Source organism: Urinicoccus massiliensis, assembly GCF_900120405.1.
GTDB classification, from domain to species: domain Bacteria; phylum Bacillota; class Clostridia; order Tissierellales; family Peptoniphilaceae; genus Urinicoccus; species Urinicoccus massiliensis.
Genome location: NZ_LT635493.1, coordinates 432559 through 447584 on the forward strand (window position 1 = coordinate 432559; position 15026 = coordinate 447584).

19 protein-coding genes, 1 tRNA gene, 1 other RNA gene and 1 riboswitch are annotated in these 15026 nt (G+C 47.5%); of the genes, 11 read left to right on the forward strand and 10 right to left on the reverse strand.

The genetic code is table 11. From position 1 onward, the window contains the following. Nucleotides 1–71 precede the first annotated feature (71 nt). The 7 genes from BQ7400_RS06675 (at nucleotide 72) to BQ7400_RS06705 (ending at nucleotide 5036) form a co-directional block, all read left to right on the forward strand. Nucleotides 72–1391: an aspartate kinase gene (locus tag BQ7400_RS06675; protein WP_072469878.1), complete on the forward strand. Its 1320-nt coding sequence runs from the start codon at nucleotides 72–74 to the stop codon at nucleotides 1389–1391. Nucleotides 1392–1426: 35 nt separating this feature from the next. Further along, nucleotides 1427–1522: riboswitch (TPP riboswitch) on the forward strand. A gap of 32 nt (nucleotides 1523–1554) precedes the next feature. Beyond that, nucleotides 1555–1848 (forward strand): thiamine-binding protein, encoded by a 294-nt coding sequence (locus tag BQ7400_RS06680; RefSeq protein ID WP_034439983.1) that lies wholly within the window; start codon nucleotides 1555–1557, stop codon nucleotides 1846–1848. After that, nucleotides 1823–2593, forward strand: coding sequence for an ABC transporter permease (locus BQ7400_RS06685; protein ID WP_094230616.1), 771 nt, complete (start codon nucleotides 1823–1825; stop codon nucleotides 2591–2593). The genes BQ7400_RS06680 and BQ7400_RS06685 overlap by 26 nt, the downstream gene beginning before the upstream one ends. Continuing rightward, entirely contained in the window at nucleotides 2583–3596 is a 1014-nt protein-coding gene (locus tag BQ7400_RS06690; RefSeq protein WP_072469880.1) for an ABC transporter substrate-binding protein, read from the forward strand. Before BQ7400_RS06685 ends, BQ7400_RS06690 begins: the two co-directional genes overlap by 11 nt. Beyond that, a complete protein-coding gene (locus tag BQ7400_RS06695; RefSeq protein WP_245759418.1) occupies nucleotides 3529–4326 on the forward strand; it encodes an ABC transporter ATP-binding protein in 798 nt (265 codons plus the stop codon). Before BQ7400_RS06690 ends, BQ7400_RS06695 begins: the two co-directional genes overlap by 68 nt. A gap of 156 nt (nucleotides 4327–4482) precedes the next feature. Beyond that, a complete protein-coding gene (locus BQ7400_RS06700; RefSeq protein WP_072469882.1) occupies nucleotides 4483–4758 on the forward strand; it encodes a type II toxin-antitoxin system RelB/DinJ family antitoxin in 276 nt (91 codons plus the stop codon). Continuing rightward, nucleotides 4758–5036: a type II toxin-antitoxin system YafQ family toxin gene (locus BQ7400_RS06705; protein WP_072469883.1), complete on the forward strand. Its 279-nt coding sequence runs from the start codon at nucleotides 4758–4760 to the stop codon at nucleotides 5034–5036. The genes BQ7400_RS06700 and BQ7400_RS06705 overlap by 1 nt, the downstream gene beginning before the upstream one ends. A gap of 103 nt (nucleotides 5037–5139) precedes the next feature. Here the strand turns inward: BQ7400_RS06705 and BQ7400_RS06710 are convergent, their stop codons facing one another. Together BQ7400_RS06710 and BQ7400_RS06715 are read right to left on the reverse strand one after the other, a co-directional pair. After that, on the reverse strand, nucleotides 5140–6108 hold the full coding sequence (locus BQ7400_RS06710; protein ID WP_072469884.1) for a biotin--[acetyl-CoA-carboxylase] ligase: 969 nt from the start codon (nucleotides 6106–6108) through the stop codon (nucleotides 5140–5142). Beyond that, nucleotides 6105–6779, reverse strand: coding sequence for a trimeric intracellular cation channel family protein (locus BQ7400_RS06715; protein ID WP_034439997.1), 675 nt, complete (start codon nucleotides 6777–6779; stop codon nucleotides 6105–6107). The genes BQ7400_RS06710 and BQ7400_RS06715 overlap by 4 nt, the downstream gene beginning before the upstream one ends. A 357-nt stretch (nucleotides 6780–7136) precedes the next feature. On the opposite strand from BQ7400_RS06715, the gene BQ7400_RS06720 reads away from it, so the two are divergent. The 4 genes from BQ7400_RS06720 to BQ7400_RS06735 all read left to right on the forward strand — a co-directional run bounded on the left by BQ7400_RS06720 (nucleotide 7137) and on the right by BQ7400_RS06735 (nucleotide 8977). Next, nucleotides 7137–7700, forward strand: coding sequence for a TetR/AcrR family transcriptional regulator (locus BQ7400_RS06720; RefSeq protein ID WP_072469885.1), 564 nt, complete (start codon nucleotides 7137–7139; stop codon nucleotides 7698–7700). A 71-nt stretch (nucleotides 7701–7771) separates the two neighbouring features. Continuing rightward, nucleotides 7772–7863 (forward strand) — tRNA-Ser (locus tag BQ7400_RS06725). Between the two features lie 12 nt (nucleotides 7864–7875). Beyond that, nucleotides 7876–8142: signal recognition particle sRNA large type (ffs, locus tag BQ7400_RS06730), an RNA gene on the forward strand. Between the two features lie 61 nt (nucleotides 8143–8203). Next, the gene (locus BQ7400_RS06735; protein WP_072469886.1) at nucleotides 8204–8977 is read left to right on the forward strand and encodes a ZIP family metal transporter; all 774 of its coding nucleotides are present in this window, start codon (nucleotides 8204–8206) and stop codon (nucleotides 8975–8977) included. Nucleotides 8978–9673: 696 nt separating this feature from the next. On the opposite strand, the gene rpsR is transcribed toward BQ7400_RS06735, so the two are convergent. The 8 genes from rpsR to BQ7400_RS06775 form a co-directional block, all read right to left on the reverse strand. After that, entirely contained in the window at nucleotides 9674–9898 is a 225-nt protein-coding gene (gene rpsR, locus BQ7400_RS06740; RefSeq protein ID WP_052099059.1) for a 30S ribosomal protein S18, read from the reverse strand. A gap of 14 nt (nucleotides 9899–9912) precedes the next feature. Then, nucleotides 9913–10455, reverse strand: a complete 543-nt coding sequence (locus tag BQ7400_RS06745) for a single-stranded DNA-binding protein (RefSeq protein WP_072469887.1) — start codon at nucleotides 10453–10455, stop codon at nucleotides 9913–9915. A gap of 18 nt (nucleotides 10456–10473) precedes the next feature. Further along, nucleotides 10474–10758, reverse strand: coding sequence for a 30S ribosomal protein S6 (rpsF, locus tag BQ7400_RS06750; RefSeq protein ID WP_034438762.1), 285 nt, complete (start codon nucleotides 10756–10758; stop codon nucleotides 10474–10476). Nucleotides 10759–10847: 89 nt separating this feature from the next. Further along, nucleotides 10848–11669: a bifunctional hydroxymethylpyrimidine kinase/phosphomethylpyrimidine kinase gene (locus tag BQ7400_RS06755; RefSeq protein WP_072469888.1), complete on the reverse strand. Its 822-nt coding sequence runs from the start codon at nucleotides 11667–11669 to the stop codon at nucleotides 10848–10850. A 16-nt stretch (nucleotides 11670–11685) separates the two neighbouring features. Further along, nucleotides 11686–12684 carry a hypothetical protein gene (locus tag BQ7400_RS06760; protein ID WP_072469889.1) on the reverse strand — a complete coding sequence of 333 codons (999 nt, stop codon included), beginning with the start codon at nucleotides 12682–12684 and terminating at the stop codon, nucleotides 11686–11688. A gap of 106 nt (nucleotides 12685–12790) precedes the next feature. Then, on the reverse strand, nucleotides 12791–14299 hold the full coding sequence (gene murJ / locus BQ7400_RS06765; protein WP_072469890.1) for a murein biosynthesis integral membrane protein MurJ: 1509 nt from the start codon (nucleotides 14297–14299) through the stop codon (nucleotides 12791–12793). A gap of 52 nt (nucleotides 14300–14351) precedes the next feature. After that, nucleotides 14352–14582, reverse strand: a complete 231-nt coding sequence (locus tag BQ7400_RS06770; protein WP_034438754.1) for a glutaredoxin family protein — start codon at nucleotides 14580–14582, stop codon at nucleotides 14352–14354. Between the two features lie 65 nt (nucleotides 14583–14647). Beyond that, nucleotides 14648–15016: an ArsR/SmtB family transcription factor gene (locus BQ7400_RS06775; protein ID WP_072469891.1), complete on the reverse strand. Its 369-nt coding sequence runs from the start codon at nucleotides 15014–15016 to the stop codon at nucleotides 14648–14650. Nucleotides 15017–15026 lie beyond the last annotated feature (10 nt).

Here is a 15026-nt window from a genome sequence, read left to right on the forward strand (position 1 = left end):
CAAAAGTCCTTTTTTTGACTACAATAAAGAGTATTAGCACTTTAGCAGTTTTTTCGAAAGGAGACGTTACCTTGACACTTGTTGTAGCAAAATTCGGCGGGACCAGCCTGGCCAACGGAGGCCAATTTAAAAAGGTCTATGACATTATCCAGACAGACCCCAATAAAAAATACATTGTCCCCTCAGCTCCCGGGAAGGAAAATGACCAGGACACCAAGATTACAGACCTTCTCTACCTCTTATACGACCTGGCCAGCCACGGCATTTCATATAATGAAGTCTTTTCCATGTTCAAGAACCGCTACTTGGACATTTGCCGGGAAATCGGCGTGGAAATGGACCTGCAAGACTACTTCGACGAAATCCGCCAGGCCATTGAAGAAAAGGCCTCCAAGGAATACCTGTCCAGCCGGGGAGAATATTTAAATGGTCTTATCCTAGCCAAGTACCTGGACATTCCCTTTGTGGATGCCAAGAATGTCATGCTCTTCAAGGCCCCCCACATTTTAGATGAACAAAGGACCTACAAGGCCCTGGCCGAGATGAAAAAATCCTTTGACTCTGCAGTGATTCCTGGATTTTACGGGTCCCTGCCTGATGGGTCCATCACCACTTTTTCTCGAGGCGGGGGAGACCTGTCCGGTGCCATTGTGGCCCGGGGGGTGGGGGCCGACCTCTATGAAAACTGGACCGATGTCAGCGGATTTTTAGCTGCAGACCCTAAGATTATCCAAAACCCCCGCCGGATCAAGGAAATTTCCTACCGGGAACTCCGGGAGCTTTCCTATATGGGGGCCAGCATCCTCCACGAAGAAGCCATCTTCCCTGTTATCTCCCAGGGTATTCCCATTTCCATTAAAAACACCAATGCCCCGGAAGAAGAGGGAACCCGGATTGTCCCCTCCAGCCGGGAGGGAGACCAGGACGGAGAAATTACTGGCATCGCCGGTCGCCAGGGTTTTTCTGTTATCAACATCGACAAGGTCCAAATGAACCGGGACCTGTCCTTTTCCCGTAAGGTCTTTTCCATTTTGGAAGCCAACGACATCTATGTGGAACACATCCCCTCCAGTATCGACTCCCTGTCTTTAATTGTCTCTGACGACCAACTCCAAGGCAAGAAAAAACGAATTACCAGTGAAATCAAGGCCCTTTGCAACCCCGACAACATCTCTGTTGAAACGGACATTTCCCTGATTGCCGTAGTAGGGCAAAATATGCGCAACCACATTGGGACCTCTGCCAAGCTCTTTAAGGCCCTGGCCCAAGCCAAGGTCAATGTGGAAATGATCACCCAAGGCTCCAGCGAGTTAAACATCATCGTCGGAGTAGATACCGCCGACTACGATACCGCCATTAAGGCCATCTACCGGGCCTTTAACCGGGGATGATTTTCTCCTTGACCGAGATTTTATTAATGGGTACAATGAAAGGGCAGGGGTGCTATTGCTGAGATGGCCTAGGCCAAACCCATTGAACCTGTTCAGGTAATGCTGACGTAGGAAACCAAGGACTTCTGCTGCCCAGAAGTCCTTTTTTATTGAAAGGAGTTATATGAATACTACCATTGCCATCCAAGTTCTTCCTGTGACAGCCAGTCAAGAAGAGCTTTTACGGATTGTTGATTCCGTCATTGACTACATTGCATCCACCGGTTGTAACTACCAAGTAGGTCCCTTGGAAACCACAGTGGAAGGCGACTATGAAGAACTTTTAGATATTGTAAAAGAAGCCCAACTCATCTGTATCCGTCAGGGGGCGGATTCAGTCAAGTCCTATGTGAAGATTTTCTACAATCCCAAGGACCACCTTTTAACCATTGATGAAAAGACAAAAAAATACCGCTAGGGTCATTCCCTTTCTGGTCCTCTTGGCCCTTGTAGCCCTCTGGTCCCTGGTCTCCTATTATGAGCTGGTTCCTAGCTTTATGTTGCCCTCACCCCGGGCCGTCCTGGGAGCCTTTTGGACCGACCGACTCCTGCTCTTAAACCACCTCAAGGTCACCATGTTGGAAGCCCTACTGGGCCTATCCATTGGTATCCTTTTGGGATTTATTTGCGCCCTGGCCATGGACCGTTTTCGCCTGGTAAAGGAAGCCCTCTACCCCCTCTTGGTCTTGACCCAAACCGTACCTACTGTGGCCATTGCCCCCCTCCTGGTCCTATGGCTGGGCTATGGTCTTTTACCTAAGATCACCCTGGTGGTGATTGTGACCTTTTTCCCCATTGCCATGAACCTCTACCAAGGTTTTCAAGGAGCTGACAAGGACTCCCTCCTCCTCCTGCAAGCCATGGGGGCCAACCGCCTGGACCTCTTTCGCTATGTCAAGTGGCCCATGGCCCTGACTTCCTTTTTTTCCGGCCTAAAAATTTCCACCTCCTATGCCCTGGTAGGGGCTGTCATTGCCGAATGGCTGGGAGGCTACGCCGGTTTGGGAGTCTACATGACCAAGGTCAAGAAGTCCTATTCTTTTGACAAGATGTTTGCCGTCATTGTTTTTATTTCCATCATCTCCTACCTCTGCCTCTTGCTGGTTCAAGTCTTGGAAAAAAAATCAATGCCCTGGAAAAAAGGAGAAAAACATGAACTTTAAAAAATTAACCGCCCTGGCCCTGGTTGCCTGCTTCCTCTTAACAGCCTGCGGCCCCAAGAGCCAAGAAAAAAATGCCGGCGCCAAGTCGGACCAAAAAAACCTAAAAGAAGTCCAATTCGTCTTGGACTGGACCCCCAATACCAACCACACCGGGGTCTATGTAGCTGACGCCCTGGGCTACTATGCTGAAGAAGGCCTAAAGCTCAACATCGTCCAACCTCCGGAAGACGGAGCCGAAGCCCTGGTAGCTTCCGGAAAAGCCGACTTCGGCGTTTCCTTCCAAGACGTCCTGGCTGCCACTTTTTCCAACGACAACCCCCTTCCCATTACAGCCATCTGTGCCATTATCAACCACAACACCTCCGGCATCCTTTCTGCCAAGGACAAAAACATCACCCGGCCCAAGGATATGGAAGGCCACAACTATGCCACCTGGGACAACCCCATTGAACAAGCCATTATTAAAAACGTCATCCAAAAAGATGGAGGCAACCCCAACAAGGTAGAATTTATTCCTTCTACAGCCACCGATGCCGTTTCCGCCATCCAAAGCAAGATTGACACCGTTTGGGTCTACTATGCCTGGGACGGCCTGGCTGCCCAAGTGAAAAATGTCCCCCACAACTACTTTTCCTTTATCGACATCAATCCCGTTTTCGACTACTATAGCCCCGTCATTATTTCCAACAACCAACTTTTAAAGGAAGACCCCGAAACCGTCAAGGCCTTTTTAAGAGCCACCGTCAAGGGCTACCAATACGCCATGGAAAATCCAGAAAAAGCCGCTGAGATCCTCTGCAAGGCCAATCCAGAATTGGACAAGGACCTAGTCCTGGCTTCACAAAAATGGCTGGCCGACCAATACCAAGCCGACAGCAAACAATTCGGCTATATAGACCAAACCCGTTGGGACAGATTCTACCAATGGTTGGCCGATGAAAACCTCATTAAAAAACCCCTGGACAAGGGCTACGGATTCACCAATGACTTCCTCCCCCAATAAACTTTTAGACCTTGAGTCCATTTCCAAGACCTTTGGATCCCATCCCGTCTTGGACCAAGTCTCCCTCCACCTGGACCAGGGAGAGTTGGTTTCCCTCTTGGGGGTTTCGGGGTCCGGCAAGACCACTCTTTTTAACATCATTGCCGGCCTCCTAAAACCCGACCAAGGCCAGGTCCTCTTGGAGGGAAAAGACATTACCGGCCAGGCCGGCCAGGTAGCCTATATGTTACAAAAAGACCTCCTCTTGCCCCATTTAAAAATCTTGGACAATGTGGCCCTTCCCCTCTTTTTAAAAAAAGTACCCAAGGACCAGGCCCGGAAAAGAGCCCAGTCCTACTTCCAACAATTTGGCCTGGCCGGCACAGAGGGCCTCTATCCTTCTGAAATCTCCGGAGGCATGGCCCAAAGAGCCGCCCTTCTAAGGACCTATCTCTTTTCCTCAAAGATCGCCCTTTTAGACGAGCCCTTCTCCAAGCTGGACGCCATTACCAAGGCCAAGATGCACGACTGGTACCTGAAAATTATGGAAGAAATCCAGCTCACCACCCTCTTTATCAGCCACGATATTGACGAGGCCATCCACCTGAGCCATAGGATCTACATCCTGTCCCCCAAGACCCGGTCCATTATCAAAGAATACAAGCTAGACCGGACCTTGGACTTCCAGTCCCAGGAAGGCCTCCTCTACCAAATGGACCTAAAAAAACAAATCACCCAAGATTTGGGATAGAAAGCTGCCGGGTACCCGGTGGCTTTCTATTTTTTCCCTTGATTTTACCTAGCCAAGAATCAACTTTGTATATCCCATTTAACCCCTTTGTTGTTATGGATTTAGTTGACACTGTATACCATTCGTAATATAATTGCCTTGAAAGGAGATGATTTTATGGCTACAAGTCCTACTCAAATTCGTATTGATACCACTGTCAAAGCAGAAGCAAATGAACTTTTTAATGAGCTTGGCATCGACCTATCCAGTGCCGTAAACATGTTTCTTCGTCAATGCATCCTTCGTGGTGGTTTGCCTTTTAAGGTAGAGCTACCAGGGTTTAAGGCTGAAACCCTGGCTGCCATGGAAGAAGCCAGAAGAATTTCCAGAGATCCTAACACACCCTCTTATTCTTCTATGGAAGACTTAAAGAAAGCCCTGCTATCTGACTAATGTACAAGATTAAGTTCACCAACCTTTATAAGAAAAGTTATAAACGTATGGCTAAACGAGGCATAGACCTGTCTCTTTTAGATGAAGTCATCGACCATCTAAGGCAGGGTATCCCACTTGAGCCCAAATACAAAGACCACATCCTTAAGGGAAAATTCAAGGGTTTTCATGAGTGCCACATAAAACCTGATTGGTTGCTCATTTATCTAATAGAGGATGATATCCTTACCCTCACCCTCATCAATACTGGTAGCCACGCAGACCTATTTGGCATGTAAATGCCCTCTCTCTTGGAGTGGTCATTTTTACCATATAAGCTTGAATAAAAAAAGATTCCTTCGCCATGAAGGAATCTTTTTTTATTCTTATAATTTAAGGGCTTTAAGAAAAATCTCCCCGGATGGAAATTTCTCCGGCCTTGAGGGTCAGGGTTTGGCCGGATAGGTCCACCAAGAGATGGCCTTGGTCGTTGATATCCTTGGCCCGGCCCACCAGGTCTTGGCCCTGGTAGTTGAAGGAAATTTTTCTCCCCAAGACCAGGGAGGCCTCCTTGTAGGCCCGAATGACTTCCTTCCGGTCTTGGCCCTTTAAAAAATAGAGCTGGCTTATGATTTCCCCAGCCAGGTCATTTCTCAAAAGGTCCACATTTAAGGCTGTGGCAATTTTTTCCAGGTCCGAGCCAAAGCCCTCTTCTGGCATCCGGATGTTAATGCCAATCCCTGTGTAGATGGCTGAAATTTCTCGGTTCTCCAGGTTGAACTCCCCTTCCGTCAAGATGCCACAGAATTTTTTATTGGCCAAAAAGAGGTCGTTGACCCACTTGATCTTGGCCTCCAGGCCTGTGGTTTTTTTCACAGCCCTTAAAACGGCCAAGGCGGCCTTGATGGTAATCAGGTCTTGGTCTTCCAGGTCTCCCTCTCCCTCCTTGTAGTAGAGAAGGGTCATGTAGAGGCCCGTGTGCTTGGGAGAGGCAAAGGCCTTGCCCCGTCGTCCCCGCCCCTGGACTTGTTCTTCAGCCAGGACCACATCAAAGGGCCGGACCTGGTTTTTTTCCAGCTTCCTTTTCATTTCCGTATTGGTGGAGTCCAGGCTGTCGTAGATGAAAATTTGCCGGTCTCTTAAAGCTTCCGGCAGGTGTTTTTGGATGCCTCCCTGGGAGAGCCGGTCAAAGTCCCCCAAAAGCCGGTAGCCCTTTTTTGGCTTGGCCTCAATGTCATAGCCTTGCCTTCTCAGGGCTTCAATGGCCTTCCAAACCGCCGCCCGAGAAACCCCTAACTGGTCTGCCAGGTCCTGGCCAGAAACATAGGCTTCCCGGTGGGCCTCCAAAAAATTCAAGACGTCCTCTTTCATTGGCCCTGCCTGCCTTCCTCAATGTCTTCCACAATCACCCGGGGCAGGTTCCAGTTTTTCAAGTAGGAAATCAAGCGGACCACAAGGACCCCTGAAAAGCCCAAAATCATAGCAACAGAGGGCCCCAGGGACTGGTAGGTCAAGAGGTAGAGGACCCCGCCGGCAAAACTGGCCACGGCATAAATTTGCCGGATAAAGACAAAGGGGACAATGCCAGCCAAGAGGTCCCGGATGATCCCCCCGCCAATTCCCGTAGCCATGCCGCAAAATAAAATCAAAAAGTGCTGGTTGACATAGCCAATTCCGGCTGCCGTATTCATGCCAACAATGGTAAAGGCTGCCAGGCCCAAGGCGTCAAAAAAGACCAGGTACTTTTCAAAGGTAATTAAAAAACGACTGTTGAGGTGGTTCCCCCGGCGGTAAAAACTTAAAAAAACCAAGAGTGAAACCACCACGGCAATTAGGGTCCAAATAGAGTCTGTAAAGGCCGCCGGAGGTGTAATCCCCAGGGTTAGGTCCCGGATCATCCCGCCTCCTACAGCCGTAACCAGGCCCAAAACCATGGTGCCAAAAATATCCATACTCCGCCGGACCCCCAAAAGGGCACCGGAGATGGCAAAGGCAATGGTTCCGATAAATTCTAAAATAAACTGAATGCTTTCGTAATGCAAAATCTCACCTCATTTTCTTTAGTATAGCACGAATTCTTCCCTATTGCTTGTCCTTTTCAGGGATTGAAAAAATTTTTCCCCAGGTAGGAAAAATTCCACCAGGCCAAGTCCCTTCTTTATAATCCCCTAAATGAGGAGACCCTAAAAACTCTTGAGATGGATAATCCTGGCCTCCATCCTGGGTAAAAAGCCCCAGGCGGCCACCGCCCTAAAATAAACGTCCAGGAAAAGTCCCGGCAAGATAAAAAATTTTACCCCTTTCTCTGAAACATTTTTCAATAAATTTAGCCGATAAATTGACAACGCTTAAAATTCATAGTATTATTATTTTCAATGACATACGAAAGGAGTCTTGGTATGAGAAAAAGAATTACATCTCGCCAGGAAATTCTAGAAAATTGTCAAGATCTTGTGTCTGAAAAGGGCCTAAATGCCCTGGATATTCGAACTGTTGCTGCGGCCTGCCACGTATCTGTGGGGTCCATCTACAATCATTTCGAATCAAAAGATGACCTGGTCTATGGAGTTCTAAACCATGCTTGGGGAAAAATTTTTGACCTGGCTGACTCCTCCCAGGACAAGCCCACATCTTTTCTTGACTATCTGGAATGGCTTTTCTCTTCTTTGGCTCAAAAAAAGGCCGAAGGGGCGGAATTTTTTAATCTTTACTCTTTGGGCTTGGCCTATAAGAATCCTCAACTCGGTCGTGACCTCTTTGCTAGACATACTGGTCCCTTGAAAGAAGATCTGAAAAAAGCCTGGGAAGAAGATGGCAAGTTTGGAAAATTTTATGAAAAAAAAGAATCCGATAAAAAAATTGACTTCCTTTTTACCAGCTTGATTGGAGCCCTTTTGACAGAGTCTATATCTAAAGAAGACTTTATGGCCCTGGCAAGTAAGTATATTGAAATAGTTCAATAAAAAGATTTTAAGTGTCAGGGTAACTTGACACTTTTCTTTTTATTCTGTATAATAAGTTATTGTAATCCAATGGAGAGATGGTTGAGTTGGTTTAAGGCGCTCGCCTGGAAAGCGGGTATACGTTTATAGCGTATCGGGGGTTCGAATCCCCCTCTCTCCGCCAGTAAATACATTGCCATACTAGACGGGGAGCTAGCGGCACCCTCATGCTTGCAATCCGCTATAGCAAGGTTGAATTCCCGGTTGCGGCTTATCCTTGTATGGTCTGCCTCGGAAAAGTGGCGTTGATGATTGGGTCCTACGCAACAAATGCTTTTGAACCGTGTCAGGTCTTGACGGAAGCAGCACTAAGGAAGATGTTTTGTGTGCCGTATGGGTCGCCTAGTCTGAGTTAACTCTCCGGGTACCGCATATAATCAATAAGACAAGGCCGGGTGTATGGCTACATAATTTTGTTTATTCGCATCTATTTATAGGTGCTTTTTTTATAGAAAAGAGGTTTCATGGATACAATCAACCCCAATTTAATCATCCTTCTAGGCTGCCTGGTTCCTGGCTTGATGACCGGCCTGGGTGCCCTTCCCATCTTTGCCACAAAAAACGTCTCCCAGGGACTTTTAGACACCCTTCTGGGGTCTGCCGCCGGAGTCATGCTGGCAGCCACCTGCTTTTCCCTGATCTTACCCAGTATCGAATACGGGGGAGGCAACCTCCAGGCCGTCCTCATTACCTCCCTGGGCCTTTTTTTCGGGGCCTACCTCATTGACCTCATCGACCGCTATGCCCCCCACGAACACCTTATTGACAAAAAAGTCGAAGGGAAAAACACCGATTCTTTAAAAGAAATTTGGCTCTTTATCATTGCCATTACCATCCATAACTTCCCCGAAGGCCTGGCTACCGGCGTGGGCTTTGGAACCGACTCCTTGAAAAACGGTATTACCATTGCCCTGGGCATTGGCCTGCAAAATATGCCCGAAGGTTTGGCTGTGGCCCTGGCCTTGGTCCGGGAGCGCTATTCCACAAAAAAAGCCTTCCTTATTGCCCTTTTTACCGGCCTGGTGGAACCTATCGGAGCCTTTCTAGGTATCTTTTTAGTCCAGATCTTCCAGCCCATCCTGCCCTTTATTTTGGCCTTGGCCGGAGGCGCCATGCTCTTTGTCATTAGCGACGAAATCATACCAGAAACCCATAGTAACGGCTATGAACGCCAGGCCACCTACGGCATCATCATCGGCTTTATCGTCATGATGGTCTTGGATGTGACCTTGGGTTAAAAGATGAAAAGAATGAGATGTAGACTTCGGTCTACATTTTTTTATTTGTGGGGGCTGGCTTGTAGGAGCGATTTTGAAGCCCTAGCCCGAAATCTTTGATTTCGTTGGCAGGTCTCATGCCAAGATTTCCTGTGAAAGCTTCGCTTAAACAGCTAGAAATCGACGGCTATATCGCCCACATTGGTAAACAGAATATATTTATATTAGGAGATAAATCCCTATTTACATTATTGCCCATACCAAATTCCCCAGGAGGGGCCTAGGGGCTAACGCATGCCCCTTGCCCCTCCTAGAACCTCCCCTTCCACCCTAGCTCACTTTATGTAAGAAAAAATCGACAAGCCTAAAAATTCAAAACTCGCTTCGCTCAAACATTGAATTTTTTTAACGGCTCATCGATTTTTTCTTTCAATTTGAATAATTGGATTTGTACATTCCGTGGTAATTCGAGTAGGGGCGACCTCGTTCATGACCTAACCCAACGAGATCGAAGATCGAGTCGTAGGTAGGTCATATGCAGTCTTTCACAGCGAAAGAAGCGCAAGCGCACTTGAGCTGATGAAAAGTTGTAGTCGCCCGGATTGATAAACAAAATATATTTATATAGGAAACATCATCGATACCCATAATCCCAAAATAAACATATTCGCCCCACCCCAAAAATCCCATAAAAAAAGATGGGCTAGGCCCATCTTCTTAGTCTGCACTATATGGAAGTAATGCAACTTGGCGTGCCCGTTTAATGGCACTTTGCATTTCTCTTTGGTGCTTTGCACAACATCCGCTTACTCGACGAGGTAAAATCTTTCCTCTATCTGAGATGTATTTGCGAAGTGTTTGTGTATCTTTATAGTCAATTACTTTTTTTTCATCTGCACAAAAAGCGCAAACTTTTTTACGAGAACGAAATCTTCTTTGCACACTCACCCCTCCTTTTAAAATGGAATGTCATCATTATCGATGGGGTAAAAACCGCTGGTGTCATTGTCTTGACTTGGGCCAGCTTGTTTTGCTTGGTCTTGTGCAAAATGGTTGACAGGTGCATTGGAAGGACCGGCTTGATTCATCGGTCTACTTTGGTTGGCTTGGAAGGCTCCTGGACGACTTTGGTCGTATTGGGATCCCCCGGACCGGTTTCCACTTCCATCTGAGATAAAGTGGATGCGGTTGGCCCACACTTCTGTAGTATAGACTCTTTGTCCTTCTTTATTTTCATAACTGCCTGTGCGAATGCTTCCTTCAACGGCCAATTGACGGCCCTTGGAAAGGTAGTTCGCTACCAATTCTGCTGTTTTTCCCCATGTTGTGATTGAAATAAAATCTGCTGTTGGTTGATTGTTGGCTTCCAATTCTTGGCGTTTTTCTCGACTTAGGCCACGATCTACGGCCAAGGTAAAGCGACAACTTGCCTGTCCCCCTTGGGTATAACGCAACTCAGGGTCTTTGGTTAAACGTCCGAGCAAAGATACATTATTCATACTTTACACTCCCTTGGATTAGTCTTCTAAGCGCACAACCATATGACGCATAACTGGGTCTAGAATCTTGGCTACCCGGTCAAATTCCTTGATGGCCTTTGTTTCTGCTTCAAAGTCAAGCAAAACATAGTAAGCATCTTCATAGTATTCGATTAAATAGGCTAACTTACGAGTTCCCCATTCATCGACATTGGTTACTTTACCATCTTGATCCAGGATTGCTTTTAAACGGTCAAGAGCTTTTTGGCGTTTTTCTTCTTCAACATCTGGGTAAAACATTACAATTGCTTCATATTTTCTCATCATGTCACCTCCTTATGGACTACTGGCTCAATTAAGAGCAAGGATGAATCTTATTTATTATACGGGAAGAATGCTTTTTTGTCAATCTTTTATATGGATTTTAATAAGAGGTCGCTGCATTGTTCAATGGGAATGCCATGGAAGGGGTCGCTGGTTTTTTGGTAGGACTCCATCATGGCGTGGATGGCCTTGGAGGCTTTTTTTGCCGCGTCTTCCAGGCAATGGCCTTGCAAGACCAGGCCAATTAGGATGGCAGAAAAGAGGTCGCCAGTGCCGGGAAAGGATACGGGAACCCTGGTATAGGCCAGGTCAAAATAGCGGTCTTCTTTGGCATCGTAGCCCCGGATGACGGGGTCGTCTTGGTCTTGGAGGCCGCTGGTAATCAGAACGGACTTGGCTCCCAATTGTCTTAAGGGGTCAATGGAGGGGTGGGTCCAATCTCCCTCTGCCAGGCCAGCTTCTTGGGTCATTAAATGACTTTCTGTCCCGTTGGGGATAAAGTAGTCGGCCACCTGGGCCATCTTGGTCATGGCAGCCACCATTTCTTGTCCCACTCCATGGTAGAGGGAACCGTGGTCTCCCATAACGGGGTCCACCAAAACGGTCCGGCCTTTTTTCTTCCACTTTTTAATGTAGTTTAAAACCAGGTCCACCTGTCTGGGACTGGACAAGAGGCCGGTGCAGATGCAGTCGAAGTCAAAGTCCAACCGGTCCCAAACCTCAATGGTTTTTTCCATATAGTCTGTGGTGTCCATCATGGCAAAGTCGCCATAGTCTAGGGTGTTGGACACCAAGAGGGTCGGTAGGTTGTAGCAGCGGTAGCCCATAAAGCTCAGGGCTGGAATCATGGCCATGGCACCGACCTTGCCATAGCCGGGAATGTCACTGATTAGTAAAATTTTCTTTCCCATACTTGCTCCAATTTCATTAAAAATTATCTACAAGGACTTGGTAGAGGTCCTTGGCTTCCAATTGACCGATGTATATAGTAGGGATGTTGTCATATTGGAGTTTTTTCCGCAATCGTTCAAAGTGACTGGGGGCCACTTGGTCGTAGAGGACCAGGGCGCAATCGGCTAAAAGGGTCCGGTTTTCCCGGTAGGCTTGGTTGAGGTCTTCCAGGGAAACCAGGTTGGCTCCCAGGCGGTTTAATTCTTCCCGGAAGGGTTTTTCCCGACCCAGGTCTACAGCCAGGACCACATCCATCCCATCCAGAGCTCCGTCTTGGCCCCGGGATCCTTGGGCTGGTTTTTCCACCACTGGACCATTGAGGCTGTACTTCCAGGCCACCCGGCCCTCGAAGATTTCTCCTTGCCAGTAGGCGTATTCAATCCGGTCATTTTCTTGGATGTAAAGGGAATCCACATCTTCATCCTTGAGAGGAATTTCCACTGTCTGTCCATCTTCCTCTCCCAGGATATAGTATTGGCCCAATTCGTTGTTCCAAAGAACTTGGGCAAAGTTGACTTCTTCCCTCTTGGACTCTTGGGGGTCCCCCTTGGCCAGGAGGTCGAAATAGTAAAATTCCCGGGTCTTGGTCCCCATGTGCTTAATGCCTTGGGACTTGGCCCGGATCAGGTCTCCGTCTTCAAAGCCAAACTCCCGGATGCTCCTTTCAGGAACGTAAATTTCTTGCCCAGCCAGGATGCCTCCCTTGAGTTGCCGGTGGAGGGTTCCTTCAATCCAGCCCGGGTCTTCTTCTTTTTGGTCCAGATAGTCTTCCGAGCCAAAGTCGTCTGCATCGAAGTCTTCCAGGTCTTGGGCCAGGGTCACCTGGTCAAAGGATCCTTCTTCCCCAGCCAATTCTTCTAAAAGGTTTAAAAATTTTATCAGGATAGGGACTTGCTTGTGGGCATTTCCCCTATCTATTTCTTCTGCCGCAGTCAAAAACAAATTCTTAATTTCATCAAATAAATAGTCTGTCATACTTACCTCTATTCTTATTTTTATAAAATTTACTTATCTACATTTTTAGTATATCATTGTTAACTTTTTAAATAAATAGCCCCTAGGGAATCTTTTTTATTGAAACTTATTTAGCCCTCCTCCTAAGAAGAGCCTCTTTTAATTCTTGGACTTCCTTAACCCTAAATAGGGCCAAAAGGACAAAGTAGGCCAGGCCTCCCAGGCCAATGGCCACTAGGATCCCTAAACGCAGACCCAGGACTTGGCTGACCTTCCAATAGACCAGCTTGGCCAAGAGGGTCATCAGGGCCGTAGCCAGACAAACCTTCAGGACTTGGACCCAATTGAAGTCGCCGATTTTTTCTCCCAGGTCTTTTTTCAAGGCCAGGGCCAAAAGCAGGGACCCAATAATCATGGACAAGCTGGTGGCTAGACCCAGGCCAGCCAGACCCATGTACTTAGAGGCCACCAGGCTTAGGCCGGTATTCATGAGGATAATCAGCACTGAGTTGATGACGGGAGTTTTTACATAGCCCTTGGCGAAAAAGATCCGGGACAGCATTTCCCGAAAACCGATAGCCGGAATACTCAAGGCATAGTAAAAGAGAACAGCCCCTGTCATGGCAGCATCTTGGTCAGTAAAGGCCCCACCCTTAAAGAGGAGGGCCACAATTTCGCTGGAAAAGGCCATCATACCCACAGTGGCGGGAATGACCAAGAGGTTCATCAGGGACAGGCTCTCGGAAAAGGACTTGTTGAGCCCCGGCTTGTCTCCTGAGGCAATGGCCCGGGCCATTTGGGGGTAGGCTACGGTGACAATGCTGGAGATGACAATTCCCGTGGCAAAGCCTTGGAGTCTTGAGGCGTAATTCAAAGCCGCAATCCCCCCACTGGTAACCATGGAGGCCAGAGCCTTGTTGATGATAAAGTTCAGCTCAATGACACTGGTGGAAATCAGGATGGGGAAGATGCTGGTAAGCATCTTTTTTAAGTAGTGGTCTTTTAGGGAAAAAACCAGGTGGAAGAGTTTTTTATTCAAAAAGGGAATAAAAATGGCAAATTGGATCACCAGGGCAAAAAGCACCCCCAGGCTCATGGGCAGGATGCCTTTTTTAGACAGGACGGCCACAGAAAAGATGATGAAGATATTCATGATAATGGGGTGGAGGACACTGATGACAAAGCGGCCATGGATTTGCAGGTAGGCCCGGTAGATGGACCCCACAGCTATTACAGCAATGGAAAGTAGGAAAATCCGGGTCATCACCAGGGCAGTTGCCATTTGTTGGGGGCTAAAGCCGGGACTCAGGGCCTTGACCAGGGGGCGGGCAAAGACAATGGCCACCAGGGACAATAAAAAAAAGAAGAGGGCCAGGGTGTTGGTGACATTGGAGGTAAAAAGTTCTGCCCGGACATGTCCCTTTTCTTCTTCAATTTCATTATAGACCGGGATAAATCCCGTTCCCAAGGCCCCAGTCAAGAGGTTGGTAAAGAGCATGGGGATGGACAGGGCCACGATAAAAATATCGGCCATGGGTGATACGCCAAAAAATTGGGCCAGGGCCTTTTCCCGGGCCAGGCCAAAGACCTTGGCCAAAACCGTCACCACCATTAAAATCATTGATGTTTGCTTCATGCTTCCTCCTATAGAAAAGAAGGAGCCAGTAACTGGCTCCCTGTTATTCATCTTATTTATCGAGTATTTTTTCTAATTTTGCCTTGTCGAAACCCACGATTTCTTCGTCCCCAATGACAATAACGGGAACGCCAGTGTATCCTTTTTCCATGAGTTCACTCCGGGCAGCAGCGTCTGTTTGGACATTTCTTTCTTCAACATCTACGCCCTTTTCTTGTAAATAGTCCTTGGCCATGGTGCAATAGGGGCAAGTACTGGATGTATAAACAATTGCTTTTGTCAATTTGCTTCCTCCTTTAAAATCTTATTCATAGTTTCTTATAAGATATTTACCCCGTCACCCGGTCCTTAATCATTTTTTTCTTCTAAACGATGGCTGGCGTGGTTGTAGCCTTCGTGAAAGAGACTTAGGACGTGGTCATCATCCAGGGAGTAGATGTTTTTACGGCCGTCTTTTTCACTTTTAATGAGTTTTTTCCTCTTTAATAGGATGAGTTGGTGGGATATGCTGGATTGGCTCATGCCAATCAAGTCCACAATGTCGTTGACACAAAGGGGGCTTAGGGACAGGAGGTAGATGATTTTCAGCCGGGTTGGGTCCCCCAGAACCTTGAAAATGGAGCTTAAAAAGTCCATGACCTCTTGACTTCCTTCAAAGGCCTTGTATTTTTGTCGGATCTTTTCTTCGTCCTCTGGACTTAGGTATTGTTCTTTCATGGATCACCTC